The organism is Pseudomonas siliginis (assembly GCF_019145195.1).
Lineage (GTDB): Bacteria > Pseudomonadota > Gammaproteobacteria > Pseudomonadales > Pseudomonadaceae > Aquipseudomonas > Aquipseudomonas siliginis.
This window is the reverse complement of sequence record NZ_JAHSTW010000005.1, coordinates 115,171-135,999: the sequence shown is the minus strand read 5'-3', so window position 1 is coordinate 135,999 and position 20,829 is coordinate 115,171. Positions and strand designations below refer to the sequence as shown.

Here is a 20,829-nt window from a genome sequence, read left to right as displayed (position 1 = left end):
GCTTTTGCTTCTCTGCAGGACTGCCGAAGGCTGTGATCTTTTGATCCTGCCTTCGGCGTTTCTCCCGAATTTACGGGGGAGGGCGGTAAGTGATTGTTATCCCGGCAAAAAATTTTGAAATTTTTCAAAAATAAGTTTGACAGGCTTTCGATACGCCCTTAAGATTCGCCCCGTCCTCAGCGATGAGGGGCTATAGCTCAGCTGGGAGAGCGCTTGCATGGCATGCAAGAGGTCGACGGTTCGATCCCGTCTAGCTCCACCAATTTACACTTCGAGGTCTGGCCACACCGGCCTTGAAGCGATCAACACTCAGCGTTGATCAGTTGTATAGAAGGGTTTGCGTCCCCTTCGTCTAGTGGCCTAGGACACCGCCCTTTCACGGCGGTAACAGGGGTTCGAGTCCCCTAGGGGACGCCAGTTTTACAGAAGTGATGTTGCAAGAGATCACTCCGCCGCGAGGCGAAAAATCCGGGGCTATAGCTCAGCTGGGAGAGCGCCTGCATGGCATGCAGGAGGTCAGCGGTTCGATCCCGCTTAGCTCCACCAATTTTACAGTTCAAGGTCTGGCCACACCGGCCTTGAATCGATCAGCTCTCAGCACTGATCAGTTGTATAGAAGGGTTTGTGTCCCCTTCGTCTAGTGGCCTAGGACACCGCCCTTTCACGGCGGTAACAGGGGTTCGAGTCCCCTAGGGGACGCCACGATTACCCGCTCTGCGGGATTTATAAGGGTCATTCAATTATTGAATGGCCCTTTTGTTTGTCCGGCGTTTGGCCAACTCTCCTTTTTCCTTACACTGTGCTTCAGACCAGCGGTCATATTCATGACTTGCGGAATATTATTATGCGAATAATATTCTAGTCGTAATATTCGGAGGCAACGATGAACGATAAAAAAGCTCAAACCCGCGAACGCATCCTCAAGGCTGCCAGCGCCGCACTGATTCAGCGCGGCCCGGCTGACCCGAGCGTGGGCGAAGTGATGGGCGCAGCCGGCCTGACCGTCGGCGGCTTCTACGCACACTTCGAAAGCAAGGACGCGATGATGCTCGAAGCGTTCAAGCAACTGCTGGGCCGGCGTCGCGACCTGATTGCCGACATGGACGCCGATCTGACCGGCGAAGAGCGTCGCGCTTTGGTGGCTGCGTTCTACCTGTCACGCAAACACCGTGATTCCAGCGAAGCCGCATGCCCGATTCCGGCCTCGATTGGCGAGCTGGGGCGTTTGCCGGAGTCGTTCCGCATAGCGCTGAACGAGCATTTGGAATTGATGGTCGCGCAGCTGGCGGCCAGCCCTGAAGACACCGACAAGGCTTTGGCCGATGTCGCGTTGATGGTTGGTGGTCTGGCCTTGGCCAGAGCGCTGGGTCCGGGAGAGTTATCCGATCGATTGCTGCGCGCCGCCAAGTCGGCGGTGCGTTGACCTGAAGGCAACAAGCCTGAGGAGAGTGCGATGAACGCGTTGAAGTGGGTTCGTGGCGTTAACGGTACCTTGGGCTGGTTTGCACCGAGACTGGTGGCAAGCAAAATGCGTCTGGCGTTCATGACGCCCCGCGCGCTACCGCTGCGCGATTGGGAGCTGCCGCTGTTGGCCAGCTCCGAACGCATCACATTGCGCTTCGGCCTGTCGGCGCTGCGCTGGGGCCAAGGTCCTACAGTGTTGCTGATGCATGGCTGGGAAGGGAGGCCAACGCAATTCGCCTCGTTGATCAATGCTCTGGTCGATGCCGGCTACACCGTCGTCGCGCTCGATGGCCCGGCCCACGGTCGCTCCCCTGGGCGAGAAGCCAATGTAGTGCTGTTCGCCCGCGCCATGCTCGAAGCCGCTGCCGAATTGCCGCCGCTGCAAGCGGTTATCGGCCATTCCATGGGCGGCGCCAGCGCGATGCTCGCCGTGCAGTTGGGTCTGCGCACCGAAACCCTGGTCAGCATCGCCGCACCGTCGCGGATTCTCGGCGTGCTGCGCGGTTTCGCGCGAATGGTGGGCATGCCGCCGCGCGCGCGTTCGGCGTTCATTCGTCAGGTCGAGCAGGACGTCGGCATGCGCGCCGCAACGCTGGACGTGGCCCACTATCAACTTGATATGCCCGGCCTGATCGTGCACGCCGAGGACGACAACTTCGTCTCGGTCAAAGAATCGCAATTGATTCACGAAGCCTGGTTCGACAGTCGCCTGCTGCGCCTGGAAAGCGGCGGCCATCAACGCGTGCTGGCCGACCCTCGAGTGATTGATGGTGTGTTATCACTGCTTGCCGGTCGCAGCCTTCAGGCGCGCCAATCAGCCTGAGCTCCGTTACACTGCCCCGGTTGAATACTTTGACCGGGAGTGGGGCATGGGCTGGGATCGGGCAACGCCGTTTACCATTGATCTGCAAGTAGGCGCCGAAGACATCGACGGGCTCGGGCACGCCAACAACGCCGTTTACGTGACCTGGCTCGAGCGCTGCGCCTGGCGCCATTCGCAGCGCCTCGGCCTGGATCTGGTCGAATACCGGCGGCTGGATCGGGCGATGGCGGTTGTCCGCCACGAAATCGATTACCTGGCCGCCGCCTATGAAGGTGATGAACTGCAACTGGCGACCTGGATCGTCGACTGGGATCAGCGCTTGAAAATGACCCGGCATTTCCAGCTCAAACGCCCCAGCGACAACGCCACCCTGTTGCGCGCGCAGACCACATTTGTCTGCATCGAACTGTCGACCGGCAAGCCCAAGCGTATGCCGGCTGAATTTATCGACGGCTATGGCCCGGCGATCCAGATTGCAGAGGCAATATAAATCTCACCCTGTGGGAGCGAGCCTGCTCGCGAAAGCATCGGGTCAGTTACGCATGCGTCAACTGACAGACCGCCTTCGCGAGCAGGCTCGCTCCCACAGAGATATGTGTTGTTCTGCGGATTTGTGCGATATCCAGTAAACTGCTGCACGTTTTTTCTTCAAGTAGTGTTTCCCCATGCAAATTGCTCTGGCGCCCATGGAGGGGTTGGTCGACGACATCCTGCGCGACGTGCTGACCCGCGTCGGCGGCATCGACTGGTGCGTGACCGAATTCATTCGGGTCAATGACCAGTTGCTCACTCCGGCGTACTTTCACAAGTTCGGCCCCGAGCTGCTCAACGGTGCTCGCACCGCGTCCGGTGTGCCGCTGCGCGTGCAGTTGCTCGGTTCCGATCCGGTGTGCCTGGCGGAAAACGCTGCGCTGGCCTGCGAACTCGGTTCTGAAGTGATCGACCTCAACTTCGGCTGCCCGGCCAAGACCGTCAACAAATCCCGCGGCGGCGCCGTGCTGCTGAAGGAGCCGGAGCTGCTCAATCAGATCGTCGAGCATGTCCGTCGCGCCGTACCGGCGCACATCCCGGTCACCGCGAAAATGCGCCTGGGTTTCGACAGTCCTGACGGCTCGCTGGTCTGCGCCACGGCACTGGCCGAAGGCGGGGCAGAGCACATCGTCGTACATGCGCGGACGAAAATGGACGGCTACAAACCGCCGGCGCATTGGGAGTGGATCCCGCGTGTGCAGGATGTGGTCAAGGTGCCGGTGTTCGCCAACGGCGATATCTGGAGCGTCGAAGACTGGCGCCGTTGTCGCGAAATCAGTGGTGTCGAAGACATCATGCTCGGTCGGGGGCTGGTCTCCCGCCCGGATCTTGCCCGGCAGATCGCCGCCGCTCGCGCTGGTGAAGAGGTCGTCGAGATGACCTGGGCCGAGCTGATGCCGCTGATTCAGGACTTCTGGCTGCAGGCCAAGGCGCAGATGACCGCGCGCCAATCGCCCGGTCGCCTCAAGCAATGGCTGGCCATGCTGACGCGCAACTACCCGGAAGCCGCCGAGCTTTTCACCGTTCTGCGCCGTGAAACCGAGCCGGATCAAGTCTCGCGTCTGCTCGGATTGCCGCTCGTCGAAGCCGCATAAAAAATCTCAAAATATTCTCTTGAAATCAAAACAGCGGTCCCTATCTAAGGGTTACGCGATGCCGAATTCGGGTCGCGGAGACACAAAACCTTGCTGATTGTTTTCAGGAGATTTGAATCATGAGTACTGCATTTTCTCTCGCACCACTGTTCCGTTCCTCGGTAGGTTTCGACCGTTTCAACGACCTGTTCGAAACCGCCCTGCGCAACGAGCCAGGCAGCAGCTACCCACCTTACAACGTCGAAAAACACGGTGATGACCAATACCGTATCGTCGTTGCGGCCGCCGGTTTCCAGGAAGAAGACCTGGACCTGCAAGTCGAGAAGGGTGTGCTGACCATCAGTGGCGGCAAGCGTGACACTGACGAAAGCGTCACGTTCTTGCATCAAGGCATCGCCCAGCGAGCCTTCAAGCTGTCGTTCCGTCTGGCCGATCACATCGAGATCAAGGACGCTGCGCTGCGCAACGGCCTGCTGAGCATCGACCTGCTCCGTGTGATCCCGGAAGAAGCGAAAGCCAAGCGCATCCCGATCAATGGAGCGCAGCAGCCGGCGTTGCAGCATTGATTCATGTGCTGACACACAATCGCCCGAACCGGCGATAAGCCGCTGAACGAAAGGCCCCGATACGTCGGGGCCTTTTTTGTGCGCGCAGTCAAAGCGATGCAGGGTTTGCCGCTGTTGTCGGGGCTCTTTACAATCTGCGCAGTTTTGCCGACCCCCATTTCCCAGCGGTCGGCCTGGAGCCTTTTTTCATGGACGAGATTCAACAGCGCTGGCTGTGCGCGTTGTCCGCACCAATGGCCGCGCTCAACACCGGCGCCGGGTATGACGACCCGGCGTTCTGCAACGATCGTTACATCAACCTCAAGGAAAGTTGGGGTATCGATGATCGGCAACAGTTGTTCGACATGCTCGGATGGATGACCGACGACGGCCATGCCAAGCATCTTAGCGGGGCCTATCTGGCGTGGCAGCGATGCCTGCCGAGTGAATGGCAGTCGTTGCTCAATGATCTGAGCCCGCGCGAGCGCGTCCTGCATGAATTTGCCAGCCGTACCTTCGGCAGCTGTGGTCCCGGCGGCATCTTGTCCTGGGATTACGGCCGGATGGGCTTTCTGTTGCGCTGCGCCGTGCGTAATCAATGGATCGATCTGGCCGAGAGCAACTGGTTGCACAGTCGTCTGGCGTTGCGGGCGCAGTTTCATTACGGCAGTTGGATGGCTTATTTCAACGGCTTTCTGGTGGGACGAACCTTTTGGTGCTGCATGAGCAAAAGCGATGATGAACTGGCGGTCGAGATGAGTCGTGAGGGCACCAGCGCTTTCAACACCAGGATTGCCCGAGGCCTTGCGCAAAACATTCCACACTTTCTCGCTGATCTGCCTTGGCACATGGACATTGATCCGCCGTCTCGTCCGGCATCGCTTGGGGAGTTCGACTGGTCATGAGTTGCTGGATTCGACTGGGCATTGAGCCGACTACTGACGAAACCCTGATTCGCAGCGCCTATCGCGCCCGTTTGCCGGCGCATCATCCGGAAACCGATCCGGAAGGTTTTCAAGCGCTACGCATGGCCTACGAGAGTGCCCTGCGTCTGGCCCGTGAAGAGGAGGCAGAGGCTGAAGACGAGATCGACGCTGCACAAGCCAATGTCGTTCGGGCGCCTCAAGCTTTCCTGGATTTCTGTGCGCTGCTGGATGATCCCGCGCGACGCTTCAATCACGGGGCGTGGCAGGCATTCGTCCGGACGCTGGATGAGTTGTCACTGGAGGTTTTCGATGACCTCAACTGGGGCTTGTACCACCGACTGTCCGGCGCCGGTCCGTTGTCCTACCGTTGTGCGAATCTGTTGGCGCAACGCATGGCCTGGGACCAGCAATTGCTCGATCTGGCATTCGACGATGCGCAAGCGGTAGAAAGCTTTTTGCAGCGCATCAAGGCGCCCGACCCGTTCGACACGGATCTGATGAGCGCCTGGTCAGAGCCGGCACAGACCGAGTCGCTGTGGTATGCCCGTAGCCTCGATTTCATCTTTACTCAGCGTCCTCTTCACGAGTTCGCCGAGTTCGCCAGTCGGCACACGTGCTTGCCGTTACCCAACGATGCCGCGTACCTCAAGCGGTTGCTGGTGCAGTTCACCCAAGCGGGGATGGGCGCGCCGACGTTCCTGCAATGCTGTGCCGAACAGCACGATGCCGCGCCGGATAACGTCGACTGGCTGTACCTGCTGGCGTGTCAGTACAGTCTGTTGGGGCACGACGATCAAGCGTTTCCATACTGGATTCGGCTCTGGAGCGAACATCGCCATCCCGCGGCAGAGAGTCGCTTGCTGGAGCTGTGTGCCAAGCGTCAGCCGACCTTTCTGCCGTTGCTGATTCAGGCGTTCGATCGTCTGGAGGACTGCGCCGTTTGGCCGGACGAACTGGGTGCTGAGTGCCAGGTGTATGGCAGTCCGTCACAACGGCCCGAGACGTTGACCCGTTGGTTGGGTGTCGGACGGCTCAAACTTGATGCGCTGGCGCAGAGCTTTGTTGATTGGCGCATGGCGGGCGACGAGCTGCCATTGCTCGCGCAGTTGATCGGCGAAAACCACGACAGCCGTTTGCTGTGTCTGTACCGGCACGCTTGGGCGCTGCATCGTGGTGATTCGGCCTTGTTGCAGCAGATTGTCGACGAACCGCCGCCGGTGGACGCGCTGGAATGCCTGGTTTTGAGCGGCCTGAAGTATCAGGCCAGGCAACATCTGCATTGGCTGGCCAAGGCGCCTGTTGCGCAGGCCATGAGCGCTTTCACTGACTCGCAAACACTTTCACCGCAATTGCCGCTCGCGTTGTCCGAAGGTGCGCTGCACAAGGTTTGTCGTCTGTGGTTGCGGCGCTTGCGGCCCTATAGCGACACGGCGCTTGCACGCATTGCCGACGCGTTCGAGCTGAGTGCGGTCAAAGACGGCAATGACCTCTCGGAGCTTGATCTCATGCTCCAGTTGAGTCGGCGCGCGACAGGTTTGCCGCCGATCGGTTTGGGAGCGGCCATCTGGGATTGGCACGCTCAAACCGTATTTTTGCTGGCATTGCTGGAACAACCCGAGCGCTGGTTGCAATTGATTGATGCGCAGTGTCTGGAGCGTTTGCCGTTCAATCCTGCGCATCCTTTGAGCCGACTGCAGCCGCTATTGCGGCGCTTGCTGCGTGAGCAGGGCAATGGCGCCGGTTTGCTCGGCTGGCTGCAGGGTGACGATCCTGTGCACGGTTTGCTGGTGCAACAGTTGTTCAGTGTCGAGCAGGCTCTCGACAGCGCCAGGCTGCCCGCCAATACCCTGCTTTACACCTGCGTCGAAAGTGACCGTGCGGCGTGCGGCGATGACCTGCTGGGCTTGTTGATGTTCTGGGGCGTGCTCTACCACGATCCAAGCCTGAGCGCCGAGCAGCACCGGGCGTTGTTGCAGTCGATTGAAGCGCTCAGTTGCGAGGATGACTGGTTCGAAGGCTTTCGCGACGGTCTGATCAAGGGCGAACCGGTGTGGCCACCGCGCAAGGTGTTGACGGATTTCGGTGTCGACAAACTATTGGCCTATGAGGCGCTGGATGCGCTCAAAAGCTTGATTCGCTACGGCGCTGCCGGTGTGCCGAAAACGCGAGTATTGCGGCAACTGCAGCAGGGTAAGGATGACGTGCAGAACAGCGTCGGTTTGCGCTTGGCACTGTGCGCGTTGCTGTCGTGGTCGGAGCGGTTGCTGTTAGCCAACAGTGATGTCCAGCCAGTACCAGCGAAAGCTTTCTGGCGCCTCGGATCACGGCTGGGGCGCAAGGCTTTTATCGCTCAGGTCCTGGGATGCGTAGTGGTAACCCCAATAGCCGGGCTGATAACGGGCACGACGATTGGCGGGATGGTCATCTTTTTGCTTGGCGTGCTGCTGTTGTTCGCGGCAGTTCTACGGCGGTTGCACGATATGGGCCGGGGCATACCGACACTGCTGATATTTCTTGGATTGTCGCCGTTTCTGCCATTCCTGCCGCTGGTTTTGTTCGGCTTTCCGGGAGACAAACTGCCTAACCGCTATGGCGTGCCGCCGGACAGTGGGGCAGATATGTTGTCCGGCGGGTTGCAGGCTGCTTTACGGCAACTGAACGGTTAAAGACGCATCTGATCCAGCGCATCATTCAGCGCTGAGCGGTGGCTGGCGATTTCGCTGGCTTGCTGGCCGGCAAGCACGGTGTTGAAGGTGTCCATCCACTCGGCAATACGCGCACGCTCGTCGCCCAGAGTTTGCATCCATGCTCGCTCCACTCGTGCGAGCAGGGTGCGGTTGGGCAGGGCGTCGCGAGGGTGGACTTTGAGCGTCGCGAGCCGGGCATGGCTGTCTCTGCGCGCCTGTTCATCCAGTCCGGTCGGGCTGCGGTCGATGCTGTGGCCGTAACGTTCGCCGGTTTCCAGAAGCGTGACGTCTACTTCCAGCAGGCCGTTGATGTCATAACTGAAACGCACATCGAGGCTCTGCAGCTGCTCACTAGGGGTGAACTGGATGTCGAAAGAATCGATGAAAATATTGTCGCGTACCCACGGGCGTTCCCCTTGGTAAACCGCGATACGGATTTCAGTCTGTTGCGCAAACGTCGTCGAGTAACGCTGCACCCGTGACGTTGGAATCACCGTGTTACGCTCGATGATCGGCGAGAACGCGCCACTGACGCCTTCGCCACGATTGGTCGAAATCCCCAGCGTATACGGACAGACATCCGTCAGAATCAATTCCTCAACCGCACCGTCCCGCGCCTTGCATGCCGCCTGCGTCGCTGCGCCCAGCGCCACGATAGTATCCGGATCAAGATGCCGATAAGGCAGGCGTCCAAACAACGTGGCAACCATTTGCTGTACCGCCGGCATGCGCGTGGCGCCACCGACCAGCACCAGGCTGTCGAGGTCACGCGGTTTCAGTCGGGCATCGCGCAGAGCCTGTTCGATTGGCGCGCGCAAGCGGGCCAGCAACGGCTCCCAGATTTTCACCGCAGCGGCTTCATCCAGTTCCCATTCGAATGTCTGCTCGGCATACCGCCAGCTCAAGTGCTGCGCGCCTTCGCCGAGTTTGCATTTCAGCTGTTCGAGCGCATCACCGAGGCTGGCCATGGCTTGTGCATCGATCGTTGAGGGGGTGAGTTGCCAGTGTTTCAGGCAGGCCTGCAACAGGGCGGCGGTGAAGTCTTCGCCGCCAAGAAAGTTGTCGCCAGTGGAGGCGTGCACTTCGATCAGCGGCAATGCGTATTCGAGCACGGTGACGTCGAACGTGCCGCCGCCGAGATCGAATATCAGCGTGCGTTCGAACTTCTGTTCGTGCAGGCCGTACGCCATGGCGGCAGCGGTCGGCTCATTGATCAGGCGCGTCACGGACAGCCCGGCCAGTTCGGCGGCGAACAAGGTGCGCTTGCGCTGCTCGTCACTGAAATATGCCGGTACGGAAATGACCGCTTCTGTGACCGCCTGGCCGAGAAAGGCTTCCGCGTCTTGCTTGAGTGAGCCAAGTACCAGCGCCGACAACTCTTCCGGGCTGAACTGGCGAGAGCCGAGCTGGATTTGCCTGTCGCTGCCCATGAAGCGCTTGAACGCGGCGGCAGTGCGTTCCGGGTGCGTGGTCAGGCGGGCGCGGGCGGCTTTGCCGACCAGAATCGTGTCGTCTTCATCAAGGCTGACCACCGACGGTGTCAGCACATCGCCGAGGGCGTTGCGGATCAGTTCGGCGCGGCCTTCACGCCAGACGGCGATCAGGCTGTTGGTGGTGCCAAGGTCGATGCCCAGCAGGGCCGGGCGGGGAAGGGATGCATCCTGCATGGTTGATCTCGAAGCGGCGCAAAAAACGCGACCCTACAGGCTGAGGCAAAGCGTGGCAATTGTTGCTCTGTTGCCAGTCTGTGCGACCGCCGATTCAGGGCAGCAGTTTTTTCAGATCCTCCAACCCCACCGGTCGGCTGTGCAGATAGCCCTGATACAAATGGCATTCCAGACCCTGCAAAAACGCCAGTTGCGCTGGCGTCTCCACGCCCTCGGCAATGACCTCCAGCTCAAGGCTGCGGGCCATCGCGACAATTGCGCGAATGATCTCGGCAACATTGGAGTCAGTGGTTGCATCGCGGATGAACGACTGGTCGATCTTCAGGGTGTCTACCGGTAGCCTCTTCAAATACGTCAGCGATGAATAACCGGTGCCGAAATCGTCCATGGCGAAGCTCACGCCGAGCTTTTTCAGGCGGCGCATTTTGCTGATGGTGTCTTCCAGATTCTGGATGACGATGCCTTCGGTGATTTCCAGTTTCAGCAGCGAGCAGGGCAGGCCGTGGCTGGTCATGCTGTGTTCGATGCGTTCGACGAAATCGTTCTGGCGGAACTGTCTCGGGCTGATGTTCACGCACAAGCTGAAGTTCAGCGGGTCGACCAGTTTCAACGCGATCAGTTGTTTGAAGGCGTTGCAGGCTTCATCGAGGATCCAGGTGCCGACTTCGAGAATCAGGCCGCTATCTTCCAGTACCTTGATGAACTCGGTGGGCGACTGCGCACCCAGTTCGGGATGGTTCCAGCGCACCAAGGCTTCGGCGCCGATGATGCGGTTGTCGCGGGCATCGACCTGTGGCTGAAAGTGCACGTTGAACTCGCCGCGCGACAGCGCCAGGCGCAGGTCGGTCTCCATACGCAGGCGTTCGCTGGCCGCTTTCTGCATGGTGTTGTGATACATCTGCGTGGTGTTGCGCCCGGAATCCTTGGCCCGGTACAGGGCGATGTCGGCGCGTTTGAGCAGGTCGGTCGGGGTCGAGCCGTGATCGGGAATCAGCGCCACGCCAATGCTCGGCGTCACTTGCAGGCGCTGGCCATCGAGGAACATCGGCTCCGAAAGCAATTCGCGAATGGTGTCGGCCAGCGCGCGCACTTGCTCGCTGACTTCACTGCGCGAACCTTCGAGGCCGCTGAGCAACACCACAAACTCATCGCCACCGAGGCGCGCTACCGTGTCTTCCATGCGCACGCTGGCTTCGAGCCGCGCGGTGATGATTTTCAGCACGGTGTCGCCGACCGGGTGACCGAGGGAATCGTTGATGTGCTTGAAGTGGTCGAGGTCGAGAAACAGCAAGGCGCCGCGCAGATTGTGGCGCTTGAGCAGGGCGATCTGCTGACTCAGGCGATCCATCAGCAGGGCGCGGTTGGGCAGGTTGGTCAGCGGGTCGTGATAGGCCAGGTGACGAATCTGCGCTTCGGCGTTCTTCAACAGGCTGACGTCGCGCGCGGTCAGCAGCAGGCAGGCGGTTTCATTGAGGGTGATCGGCTCGACCGAGACTTCCACCGTGAGCAACTCGCCGCGCTTGTTGCGCCCGAGCATTTCCTGATGATGCACGCGGCCCTTGATCTGCAACTCGGCGAGTAAGGTCGAGCGTTGTTTCTCTTCGGCCCAGATCCCCACCTGATAGACGGTTTTGCCCACCACTTCGTCGGCGCGGTAGCCGGTGAGGCGACAGAAGCCGTCGTTGACCTCCAGATAACGCCCGGTGTCGCGTTCGGTGATGGTGATGGCGTCGGGGCTGGAGTGAAACGCCTTGGCAAATTTTTCTTCGCTGGCCTTCAGCGCCGCTTCCGAGCGCTGTTGCTGGGTGATGTCGCGCAGGGTGGTGACGATGCACGGCTGATCGCCGACGCTGATCTGCCGGCTGGAAATCACGCAGGTCAGCGACTGGCCGTCCTTGTGCTGGACGAGAATGGCCACGTTGCTCAGGCCTTGTTCGCGAATCACCCGTTCGATGCGTTGCAGGCTCTTTGCCGAGGCGTCCCACAGGCCGATTTCTTCGGCGGTGTGGCCAATCACATCGGCGGCGCTCCAGCCAAAGGTCTGGCTGAAGCTCGAATTGATTTCGATGAATTCCCCGGTTTCCTGGCGCGTGACGCAGATCGGATCGGGGCTGACCTGAAACAGCGTGGCGAATTTCTCTTCCGAGGCGACCAGCCGCTGCTCGCGCTCGACCTGATCGGTGATGTCCAGCAACGTGCCGGCCATGCGCAGCGGCGCGCCGTTGTCGTCGCGATAGAGACGCGCGCGGCTTTCCAGATAGCGCGAGCTGCCGTCGGGCAATTGCACGCGGTAGGTCAGTTGATAATTGCCGGCCGGACCTTCGCGCAGGCTGCGGTAGGCATCGCGCATGCTGTCGCGTTCCTCGCCCGGCACGCCTTCGAAAAACTCCTCGAATGATTCATGGAATGGAATCGGCTCCAGCCCGTGCAATTGCGCAGCGCGCGCCGATCCGTAAAGCATGCCGCTGGGGATGTGCCAGTCCCAGGTGCCGAGTTGCGCCGAGTCCAGCGCCAGGTCGAGGCGCTCCTGGCTGTCCTTCAAGGCCAGTTCGGCGGCTTTGCGTTCGGTGGTGTCGAGGAACGTGCTGAGCAGATAGGGCTGACCTTCGAGCTCGACCTTCTGCGCGCTGAGGATGCCGTCGTGCACTTGGCCATTGCTGGCGCGAAACTGCACTTCCATGCTGATCAGCTCGCCCTTGGCTTTGGTTTTCTTCACCAGTTCGGCGCGTTGCTCGGGGTGCACCCACAAGCCCAGTTCCAGGGTGGTGCGGCCGATCGCGCTTTGCACCGGCCAGCCGAACAGGCTTTCGAAATACTGGTTGGCCTCGCTGATCAGACCGTCATCCTGACGGGTCAGCAGAACCATGTTCGGGCATAGGTGGAAAAGTGTCGCGAAACGTTTCTCCGAGCTGCTCAAGGCCTGCTCGCGCTGGCGTTGGTGGGTGATTTCGCGAATCACCCCGATCATTCGGGGCCGGCCGTTCTTGTCTGGCAGCAGGCTGCCGCTGATCTCCAGCCAGTGCAGGCTGCCGTCGGGCCAGCGAATACGGTGATGCATCGCCTGTTCCAGCGGCGCGCCGGCAATCACCGCGTGGAAAGCACGCACGGTTTTCGCGCGGTCCTCCGGCGGCAACAGGTCGAGGTATTCCAGGTCGGCGGGTAACGGCTGCCGTGGATCGAAACCGAACAATGCCTGAGTGCCCCGCGACCAGCTGATCTGCCCGCGCTCGATGTCCCAATACCAGGCACCGAGCCGCGCGCCGTTGAGCGCGGCGAGCAATTGCGGCGCGCTTTCCCAGCTCTGCTCGGAATGGCGCGGATCAACGGCCTGGATTCGCGGCATCGGCGGAGTTCGGTCAACAGATTTCGGCATTGTCAGCGGGCCTTGAGCTGAGTGGCGTTAGGCACAGGAGCGGCTCTATAGGAGTAGCACAAGTCAGGCCGGGATCCCTGGCCGATCGATTTGTGCATCCAGCAGGGCCATGAAGGCGCGTGCTGCATTCGATAGCGTCCGTTCGGTGTGCAAGATATAGCCTAGCTGGCGAGTGAGCTGTATGCCCGGCAATGCGATGCTTGCCACTTGTTCGTCGAGCATGGTGCGCGGCAGCACGCTCCAGGCCAGGCCAATGGAGACCATCATCTTTATGGTTTCCAGATAGTTGGTGCTCATGGCGATGTTCGGCGTCAGGCCCTGGGCTTCGAACAAACGCTGGACGATGTGGTGGGTAAACGTGTTTCCGCCGGGAAAAACCGCCGGATGGCCGGCGATGTCCGCCAGACTGACGGCGCCGTTGTTGATCAGCGAATGCTCCGGGGCGACGACAAAATCCAGCGGGTCGTCCCACACCGGCGTGGCTTTGACCAGGGTGTGCGGCTCTGGCGCCAGGGTGATGACCGCCAGTTCTGCGCGGCCGTGGAGAATTTCCTCGTAGGCCACTTCCGAATCAAGGAACTGAATATCCAGCGCAACCTGTGGGTAGCGGCGGGTGAACTCCCTTAATAGAGGCGGCAAGCGGTGCAGGCCGATGTGGTGACTGGTGGCCAGCGTCAGGCGACCGCTGACCTCGCCGGTCAGGTTGGTCAGGGCGCGGCGGGTGTCGTCGAGCACGTTGAGAATCTGATAAGCCCGTGGCAGCAGGGCGCGACCGGCCTCGGTCAGGCCGACTTCGCGGCCCAGTCGGTCGAACAGGCGCACCTTCAATTGCTGCTCAAGACCGGCGATGCGCTTGCTGATCGCCGGTTGGGTCAGATGAAGGCGTTCGCCGGCGCCGGAGAAGCTGCCGGTCTCGGCGATGGCAATAAAAGCGTTGAGGTTAGCCAAGTCCATGTCGCATTCCAGTTGGTTATCCAAAGCATAAAAAATATGAATTTGAGTTATTTAATCTAACCCCATAGGATCGGCCTCACAAGCCAAAGGGTTATTGATAAGCCCAGGGCATAGAAACAAGCTGATGAGGAACCGTCTGATGGCCGGCAAAACGCTCTACGACAAGCTCTGGGATTCGCATTTGGTCAAGCAGCGCGATGATGGCTCGGCGCTGATCTATATCGATCGTCACATCATCCACGAAGTGACTTCGCCGCAAGCTTTCGAAGGCTTGCGTCTGGCCGGGCGCAAGCCTTGGCGCATCGATGCCAACATCGCGACCCCGGACCACAACGTACCGACCACCCCGGAGCGCAAGGGCGGCATCGAAGCCATTGCCGATCAGGTCTCGCGTTTGCAGGTTCAGACCCTCGATGACAACTGCGATGAATACGGCATCGTCGAGTTCAAGATGAACGACGTTCGCCAGGGCATCGTCCACGTCATCAGCCCGGAGCAGGGCGCGACCTTGCCAGGCATGACCGTGGTCTGCGGCGACTCGCACACCTCGACCCACGGCGCGTTCGGCGCGTTGGCTCACGGTATCGGCACCTCCGAGGTCGAGCACGTCCTCGCCACGCAGTGCCTGGTGGCCAAGAAAATGAAAAACATGCTGGTGCGCGTCGAAGGCCAATTGCCGTTCGGCGTGACCGCCAAGGACATCGTCCTTGCGGTGATCGGCAAGATCGGCACCGCCGGCGGTAACGGCCACGCCATCGAATTTGCCGGCAGCGCGATCCGCGATCTGTCCGTTGAAGGCCGCATGACCATCTGCAACATGTCCATCGAAGCCGGCGCCCGCGTCGGCCTGGTGGCGGCGGATCAGAAGACCATCGACTACGTCAAAGGTCGTCCATTCGCGCCGAAGGGCGAGCAGTGGGACATGGCCGTCGAAGCCTGGAAAGATCTGGTTTCCGATGCCGATGCCAAATTCGACACCGTGGTCGAGCTCGACGCCGCGCAGATCAAGCCGCAAGTCAGCTGGGGCACGTCCCCGGAAATGGTTTTGGCCGTGGATCAGAACGTCCCGGACCCGGCCAAGGAAATGGATCTGGTCAAGCGCGACTCGATCGTCCGCGCCTTGAAATACATGGGTTTGACCGCCAATCAGGCGATCACCGACATTCAGCTTGATCGCGTGTTCATCGGTTCCTGCACCAACTCGCGCATTGAAGACTTGCGCGCCGCTGCGGTGATCGCCAAGGGCCGCAAGGTCGCCTCCACCATCAAGCAGGCGATCGTCGTGCCGGGCTCGGGTCTGGTCAAGGCGCAGGCTGAAGCCGAAGGGCTGGACAAGATTTTCCTCGAGGCCGGTTTCGAATGGCGCGAGCCAGGCTGCTCGATGTGCCTGGCGATGAACCCGGACCGTTTGGAGTCCGGCGAGCATTGCGCCTCGACTTCCAACCGTAACTTCGAAGGCCGTCAGGGCGCCGGTGGCCGTACCCACCTGGTCAGCCCGGCCATGGCTGCGGCAGCAGCAGTGAACGGCCGTTTCATCGACGTTCGTGAATTGTTCCAAGGAGCACAGTAAAGATGAAGGCATTTACTCAGCACACTGGTCTTGTCGCGCCTCTGGATCGTGCCAATGTCGACACCGATCAGATCATTCCCAAGCAGTTCTTGAAGTCGATCAAGCGCACCGGTTTCGGTCCGAACCTGTTCGACGAGTGGCGTTATCTGGATGTGGGCCAGCCGTATCAGGACAACTCCAAGCGCCCGCTGAACAAGGATTTCGTCCTCAACGCCGAGCGTTATCAGGGTGCCAGCGTATTGCTCGCCCGCGAGAACTTCGGCTGCGGCTCGAGCCGCGAACACGCGCCGTGGGCGCTGGAAGAGTACGGTTTCCGCAGCATTATCGCGCCGAGTTACGCCGACATCTTCTTCAACAACAGTTTCAAGAACGGCCTGCTGCCGATCATCCTCAGCGATGCAGAAGTTGATGAACTGTTTAAGCAGGTTGAAGCCGAGCCGGGTTATCAATTGCAGATCGACTTGCAGGCGCAGACTGTGACCCGCCCGGATGGCAAGGTGTACAGCTTCGAGATCGATGCGTTCCGCAAGCACTGCCTGCTCAATGGTCTGGACGATATCGGCCTGACCTTGCAGGACGGCGATGCGATCGCGACGTTTGAGGCGAAACATCGGGTTAGCCAGCCGTGGTTGTTTCGCGACGTGTGATTCGAGATTGATGTAGTCAGGGCTGGCCTCTTCGCGAGCAGGCTCGCTCCCACAGGGAATGTATTTCAAACAACACTGCTTACAGGACGTGACCCATGACCAGCACCGCCCAACACACTCAGGTCGTCCAGAAGCAATTCGGCGAACAGGCCGCCGCTTACCTGAGCAGCGCGGTTCATGCCCAGGGCAGTGAATTCGCACTGCTGCAGGCTGAGCTGGCTGGGCACGGCGAGGCTCGTGTGCTGGACTTGGGTTGCGGCGCAGGCCATGTCAGTTTCCACGTCGCTCCCTTGGTCAAGGAAGTGGTGGCTTACGACTTGTCGCAGCAAATGCTTGATGTGGTTGCCGGCGCTGCCGTCGATCGCGGCTTGAGCAACATCATTACCGTCAATGGTGCTGCCGAGCGCTTGCCGTTCGCCGATGGCGAGTTCGATTTTGTGTTCAGCCGCTATTCGGCGCATCACTGGAGCGACCTTGGCCTGGCGTTGCGCGAAGTACGTCGGGTGCTGAAGCCGGGCGGGGTGGCAGCGTTCGTTGATGTGTTGTCACCGGGCAGTCCGTTGTTCGACACTTACCTGCAAAGCGTTGAAGTGCTGCGCGACACCAGTCATGTCCGCGACTACTCCGCCGCCGAGTGGCTGCGCCAGGTCAGCGAGGCCGGTCTGCATGTGCGCAGCACCACCCGGCAGCGTCTGCGTCTGGAGTACAGCAGTTGGGTCGAGCGCATGCGCACACCTGACGTGATGCGCGCGGCGATCCGCCAGTTGCAGCAGTCGATGGGCAACGAAGTGCGTGAGTATTTTGAGATAGATGCCGACGGCTCGTTCAGTACCGATGTCATCGTACTGATGGCCGAGCGATAGGAATTTTTCCCGGCGCGCCGTTCACTGGCGCACCGCTTGAAGACACGAGGAAAGCATGAGCAAGCAGATTCTGATTCTCCCGGGTGACGGTATTGGTCCGGAAATCATGGCCGAAGCGGTCAAGGTGCTGGAATTGGCCAATGACAAGTACAGCCTGGGCTTCGAGCTGAGCCACGACGTGATCGGTGGCGCGGCCATCGACAAGCATGGCGTGCCGCTGGCCGACGAAACCCTCGATCGCGCCCGCGCCGCCGATGCCGTGCTGCTGGGCGCGGTCGGTGGCCCGAAATGGGACACCATCGAGCGTGACATCCGCCCTGAGCGCGGTCTGCTGAAAATCCGCGCGCAACTGGGCCTGTTCGGCAACCTGCGCCCGGCGATCCTCTATCCGCAACTGGCCGACGCGTCGAGCCTGAAACCGGAAATCGTTGCCGGTCTGGACATCCTCATCGTCCGTGAGCTGACCGGCGGCATTTACTTCGGCGCGCCGCGTGGTACCCGTACGCTGGACAATGGCGAGCGTCAGTCCTACGACACCCTGCCGTACAGCGAAAGCGAAATCCGCCGCATCGCCCGTGTCGGTTTCGACATGGCCATGGTGCGTGGCAAGAAGCTCTGCTCGGTGGACAAGGCCAACGTCCTGGCATCCAGCCAGTTGTGGCGCGAAGTGGTCGAGCAAGTGGCCAAGGATTACCCGGAAGTCGAGCTGAGCCACATGTACGTCGATAACGCCGCCATGCAGTTGGTGCGCGCACCCAAGCAGTTCGACGTGATCGTCACCGACAACATGTTCGGCGACATCCTCTCCGACGAAGCGTCGATGCTCACCGGTTCGATCGGCATGCTGCCTTCGGCCTCCCTGGACTCCAATAACAAGGGCATGTACGAGCCGTGCCACGGTTCGGCCCCGGACATTGCCGGTAAAGGCATTGCCAACCCGCTGGCGACGATCCTGTCGGTATCGATGATGCTGCGTTACAGCTTCAATCTGCACGACGCTGCCGATGCCATCGAAAAAGCCGTCAGTGTCGTGCTCGATCAGGGCTTGCGCACCGGCGACATCCACTCGGCCGGTTGTACCAAAGTCGGTACGCAGGAAATGGGCGACGCAGTAGTCGCCGCGCTGCGGAATCTGTAATCTCTCGGGCCCGCTGCGAAATTCAATACAAAGCAGCGGCCCACTTTTCAAGAAGGTGTAGTTGCGATGAAACGTGTAGGTCTGATCGGTTGGCGCGGGATGGTCGGTTCCGTGCTCATGCAGCGGATGCTGGAAGAGCAGGATTTCGATCTTATCGAGCCGGTGTTTTTCACCACGTCCAATGTCGGTGGCCAAGGCCCGTCCGTGGGCAAGGACATTGCTCCGCTCAAGGACGCTTACAGCATTGACGAGCTGAAGACCCTCGACGTGATCCTGACCTGCCAGGGCGGCGACTACACCAGCGAAGTATTCCCCAAGCTGCGCGAAGCCGGCTGGCAGGGTTACTGGATCGACGCGGCGTCGAGCCTGCGCATGAACGATGACGCGGTGATCATTCTCGACCCGGTCAACCGCAAGGTCATTGACCAGCAACTGGACGCGGGAACCAAGAACTACATCGGCGGCAACTGCACCGTCAGCCTGATGCTGATGGGCCTGGGCGGTCTGTTCGAGGCCGGTCTGGTCGAGTGGATGAGCGCCATGACCTATCAGGCGGCCTCCGGTGCCGGTGCGCAGAACATGCGTGAACTGATCAAGCAGATGGGCGCGACCCACGCCGCTGTCGCCGATCAACTGGCCGATCCGGCCAGCGCGATCCTCGACATCGACCGTCGCGTGGCCGAAGCCATGCGCAGCGACGCGTACCCGACCGAAAACTTCGGTGTACCGCTGGCCGGCAGCCTGATCCCATGGATCGACAAGGAGCTGCCGAACGGCCAGAGCCGCGAAGAGTGGAAGGCCCAGGCCGAGACCAACAAGATCCTCGGTCGCTTCAAGAGCCCGATCCCGGTCGACGGCATCTGCGTGCGCATCGGCGCCATGCGCTGCCACAGCCAGGCGCTGACCATCAAGCTGAACAAAGACGTACCGATCGCCGATATCGAAGGGCTGATCAGCCAGCACAACCCTTGGGTCAAGCTGGTGCCGAACAACCGCGAGATCAGCATGCAGGAGCTGAGCCCGACCAAGGTCACCGGCACCCTGAATGTACCGGTCGGTCGTCTGCGCAAGCTGAACATGGGTTCGCAATTCGTCGGCGCCTTCACCGTCGGCGACCAACTGCTGTGGGGCGCGGCCGAACCGCTGCGCCGCATGCTGCGGATCCTGCTGGAGCGTTGATCGCTTGAAGCAATGAAGAAGCCCGTGCCTTGTGAGAGGTGCGGGTTTTTTTATGCCAAGGATTTCTCCGGTGTCTGTACTGCCTTTTTCGCGAGCAGGCTCGCTCCCACATTGAAATGCGGTCCCTGTGGGAGCGAGCCTGCTCGCGAAAGGGCCGGTCCAGCCGCCGCAAATCCTGCAGAAATTGCCTGTGCGCCACCCACCCGGTAAAGTGCCGCTCCCCCCGTTTTGCCAGAGGTAGCTCCATGACCCAGACTTTCGATATCGCCGTTATCGGCGCCACCGGTACTGTCGGCGAAACCCTCGTACAGATTCTCGAAGAACGCGACTTCCCGGTCGGCAACCTGCACCTGCTGGCCAGCAGCGAATCGGCCGGCAGCTCGGTGCTGTTCCGCAACAAAAACGTCCGCGTGCGCGAGGTCGACGAGTTCGATTTCAGCAAGGTCAGACTGGTGTTCTTCGCCGCCGGCGCTGCGGTGTCGCTGAGCTACGCCGCTCGCGCCCATGCTGCCGGTTGCTCGTTGATCGACCTGTCTGGCGCCTTGCCCGCCGATCAGGCGCCACAAGTGGTGCCCGAGGCCAATGCCGATATTCTCGCCAGTCTGAAAAGCCCATTCCAGGTCAGCAGCCCAAGCCCGTCTGCGACGACGCTTGCCGTGGTGCTGGCGCCGTTGCTCGATCTGCTCGATCTGCAATACGTCAACGTCACCGCCAACCTGGCCGTTTCTGCGCAAGGTCGCGAAGCGGTCACCGAGCTCGCGCGGCAGACTGCCGAGCTGCTGAACATGCGCCCGCTGGAGCCGACCTTCTTTGATCGGCAGATGGCGTTCAACCTGCTGGCGCAAGTCGGTACGCCTGATGCGCAAGGCCATACGCTGCTGGAAAAGCGTCTGGTGCGCGAGTTGCGCCAGGTGCTGGCAAAACCTTTATTGAAGATTTCTGCCACTTGCGTTCAAGCCCCGGTGTTTTTTGGCGATAGCTTTAGCGTGACCTTGCAGTCAGGCAGCGCTGTTGACCTGGAAAAGGTCAACGCCGCGCTCGAGGCAGCACCGGGCATCGAGCTGGTCGAGGCCGGCGATTATCCGACCGCGGTCGGCGATGCGGTGGGGCAGGACGTGGTCTATGTCGGCCGCGTGCGCAGTGGTGTCGACGACCCGGCGGAACTAAATCTTTGGCTGACGTCAGATAACGTACGCAAAGGCGCGGCGCTCAATGCCGTGCAACTGGCTGAGTTGTTGATAAAAGACCTGCTGTAAAAGATACTTGGCAACAATTTGTCGACTGATTCTAGGTGAGCGCTATGCTTGCCCGAAGCGCGTCGATGACGAGTCACCCTCCGGGACTTTCCGGGGCAGCACAGAAATGATC

At 60.5% G+C, this 20,829-nt stretch carries 16 protein-coding genes and 4 tRNA genes; 17 read left to right on the top strand and 3 right to left on the bottom strand.

The window, feature by feature from the left end:
- The first annotated feature begins 186 nt into the window (after positions 1–186).
- The 11 genes from KVG87_RS12125 (at position 187) to KVG87_RS12075 (ending at position 8,049) form a co-directional block, all read left to right on the top strand.
- Positions 187–262 (top strand) — tRNA-Ala (locus KVG87_RS12125).
- A gap of 79 nt (positions 263–341) precedes the next feature.
- Positions 342–417 (top strand) — tRNA-Glu (locus tag KVG87_RS12120).
- 53 nt (positions 418–470) lie between these two features.
- A tRNA-Ala gene (locus KVG87_RS12115) sits at positions 471–546 on the top strand.
- 80 nt (positions 547–626) lie between these two features.
- Positions 627–702, top strand: a tRNA-Glu gene (locus KVG87_RS12110).
- 181 nt (positions 703–883) lie between these two features.
- A complete protein-coding gene (locus KVG87_RS12105; protein WP_016773921.1) occupies positions 884–1,423 on the top strand; it encodes a TetR/AcrR family transcriptional regulator in 540 nt (179 codons plus the stop codon).
- 30 nt (positions 1,424–1,453) lie between these two features.
- Positions 1,454–2,287 carry an alpha/beta fold hydrolase gene (locus tag KVG87_RS12100; RefSeq protein WP_056784361.1) on the top strand — a complete coding sequence of 278 codons (834 nt, stop codon included), beginning with the start codon at positions 1,454–1,456 and terminating at the stop codon, positions 2,285–2,287.
- 46 nt (positions 2,288–2,333) lie between these two features.
- Entirely contained in the window at positions 2,334–2,777 is a 444-nt protein-coding gene (locus KVG87_RS12095; protein WP_076567088.1) for an acyl-CoA thioesterase, read from the top strand.
- 175 nt (positions 2,778–2,952) lie between these two features.
- Positions 2,953–3,912, top strand: a complete 960-nt coding sequence (locus KVG87_RS12090; RefSeq protein ID WP_016773924.1) for a tRNA dihydrouridine synthase — start codon at positions 2,953–2,955, stop codon at positions 3,910–3,912.
- A gap of 119 nt (positions 3,913–4,031) precedes the next feature.
- Positions 4,032–4,478, top strand: a complete 447-nt coding sequence (locus tag KVG87_RS12085) for an Hsp20 family protein (RefSeq protein WP_016773925.1) — start codon at positions 4,032–4,034, stop codon at positions 4,476–4,478.
- Between the two features lie 188 nt (positions 4,479–4,666).
- A complete protein-coding gene (locus KVG87_RS12080; RefSeq protein ID WP_217850860.1) occupies positions 4,667–5,362 on the top strand; it encodes a DUF1266 domain-containing protein in 696 nt (231 codons plus the stop codon).
- Positions 5,359–8,049 carry a DUF805 domain-containing protein gene (locus tag KVG87_RS12075; protein WP_076567094.1) on the top strand — a complete coding sequence of 897 codons (2,691 nt, stop codon included), beginning with the start codon at positions 5,359–5,361 and terminating at the stop codon, positions 8,047–8,049. The genes KVG87_RS12080 and KVG87_RS12075 overlap by 4 nt, the downstream gene beginning before the upstream one ends.
- Here the strand turns inward: KVG87_RS12075 and KVG87_RS12070 are convergent.
- From KVG87_RS12070 to KVG87_RS12060, 3 genes are all read right to left on the bottom strand, one after another.
- Entirely contained in the window at positions 8,046–9,737 is a 1,692-nt protein-coding gene (locus tag KVG87_RS12070; RefSeq protein ID WP_217850859.1) for a molecular chaperone HscC, read from the bottom strand. The genes KVG87_RS12075 and KVG87_RS12070 overlap by 4 nt on opposite strands.
- A 94-nt stretch (positions 9,738–9,831) precedes the next feature.
- A complete protein-coding gene (locus tag KVG87_RS12065) occupies positions 9,832–13,110 on the bottom strand; it encodes a PAS domain S-box protein (RefSeq protein ID WP_024012383.1) in 3,279 nt (1,092 codons plus the stop codon).
- Positions 13,111–13,173: 63 nt separating this feature from the next.
- Complete coding sequence (locus KVG87_RS12060; RefSeq protein WP_024012384.1) at positions 13,174–14,064, bottom strand: LysR family transcriptional regulator; 891 nt, start codon at positions 14,062–14,064, stop codon at positions 13,174–13,176.
- 139 nt (positions 14,065–14,203) lie between these two features.
- Here KVG87_RS12060 and leuC point away from each other — a divergent pair, with 139 nt between their 5' ends.
- The 6 genes from leuC (at position 14,204) to KVG87_RS12030 (ending at position 20,717) form a co-directional block, all read left to right on the top strand.
- Positions 14,204–15,634, top strand: a complete 1,431-nt coding sequence (gene leuC, locus KVG87_RS12055) for a 3-isopropylmalate dehydratase large subunit (protein WP_217850858.1) — start codon at positions 14,204–14,206, stop codon at positions 15,632–15,634.
- 2 nt (positions 15,635–15,636) lie between these two features.
- Positions 15,637–16,281 (top strand): 3-isopropylmalate dehydratase small subunit, encoded by a 645-nt coding sequence (gene leuD / locus KVG87_RS12050; RefSeq protein ID WP_056784378.1) that lies wholly within the window; start codon positions 15,637–15,639, stop codon positions 16,279–16,281.
- A gap of 95 nt (positions 16,282–16,376) precedes the next feature.
- The gene (locus KVG87_RS12045) at positions 16,377–17,144 is read left to right on the top strand and encodes a class I SAM-dependent methyltransferase (RefSeq protein ID WP_217850857.1); all 768 of its coding nucleotides are present in this window, start codon (positions 16,377–16,379) and stop codon (positions 17,142–17,144) included.
- A 55-nt stretch (positions 17,145–17,199) separates the two neighbouring features.
- Positions 17,200–18,282: a 3-isopropylmalate dehydrogenase gene (leuB, locus tag KVG87_RS12040; RefSeq protein WP_016773933.1), complete on the top strand. Its 1,083-nt coding sequence runs from the start codon at positions 17,200–17,202 to the stop codon at positions 18,280–18,282.
- Between the two features lie 66 nt (positions 18,283–18,348).
- Positions 18,349–19,461, top strand: a complete 1,113-nt coding sequence (asd, locus tag KVG87_RS12035; protein ID WP_016773934.1) for an aspartate-semialdehyde dehydrogenase — start codon at positions 18,349–18,351, stop codon at positions 19,459–19,461.
- A 245-nt stretch (positions 19,462–19,706) separates the two neighbouring features.
- On the top strand, positions 19,707–20,717 hold the full coding sequence (locus KVG87_RS12030; protein ID WP_122506453.1) for an aspartate-semialdehyde dehydrogenase: 1,011 nt from the start codon (positions 19,707–19,709) through the stop codon (positions 20,715–20,717).
- Positions 20,718–20,829 lie beyond the last annotated feature (112 nt).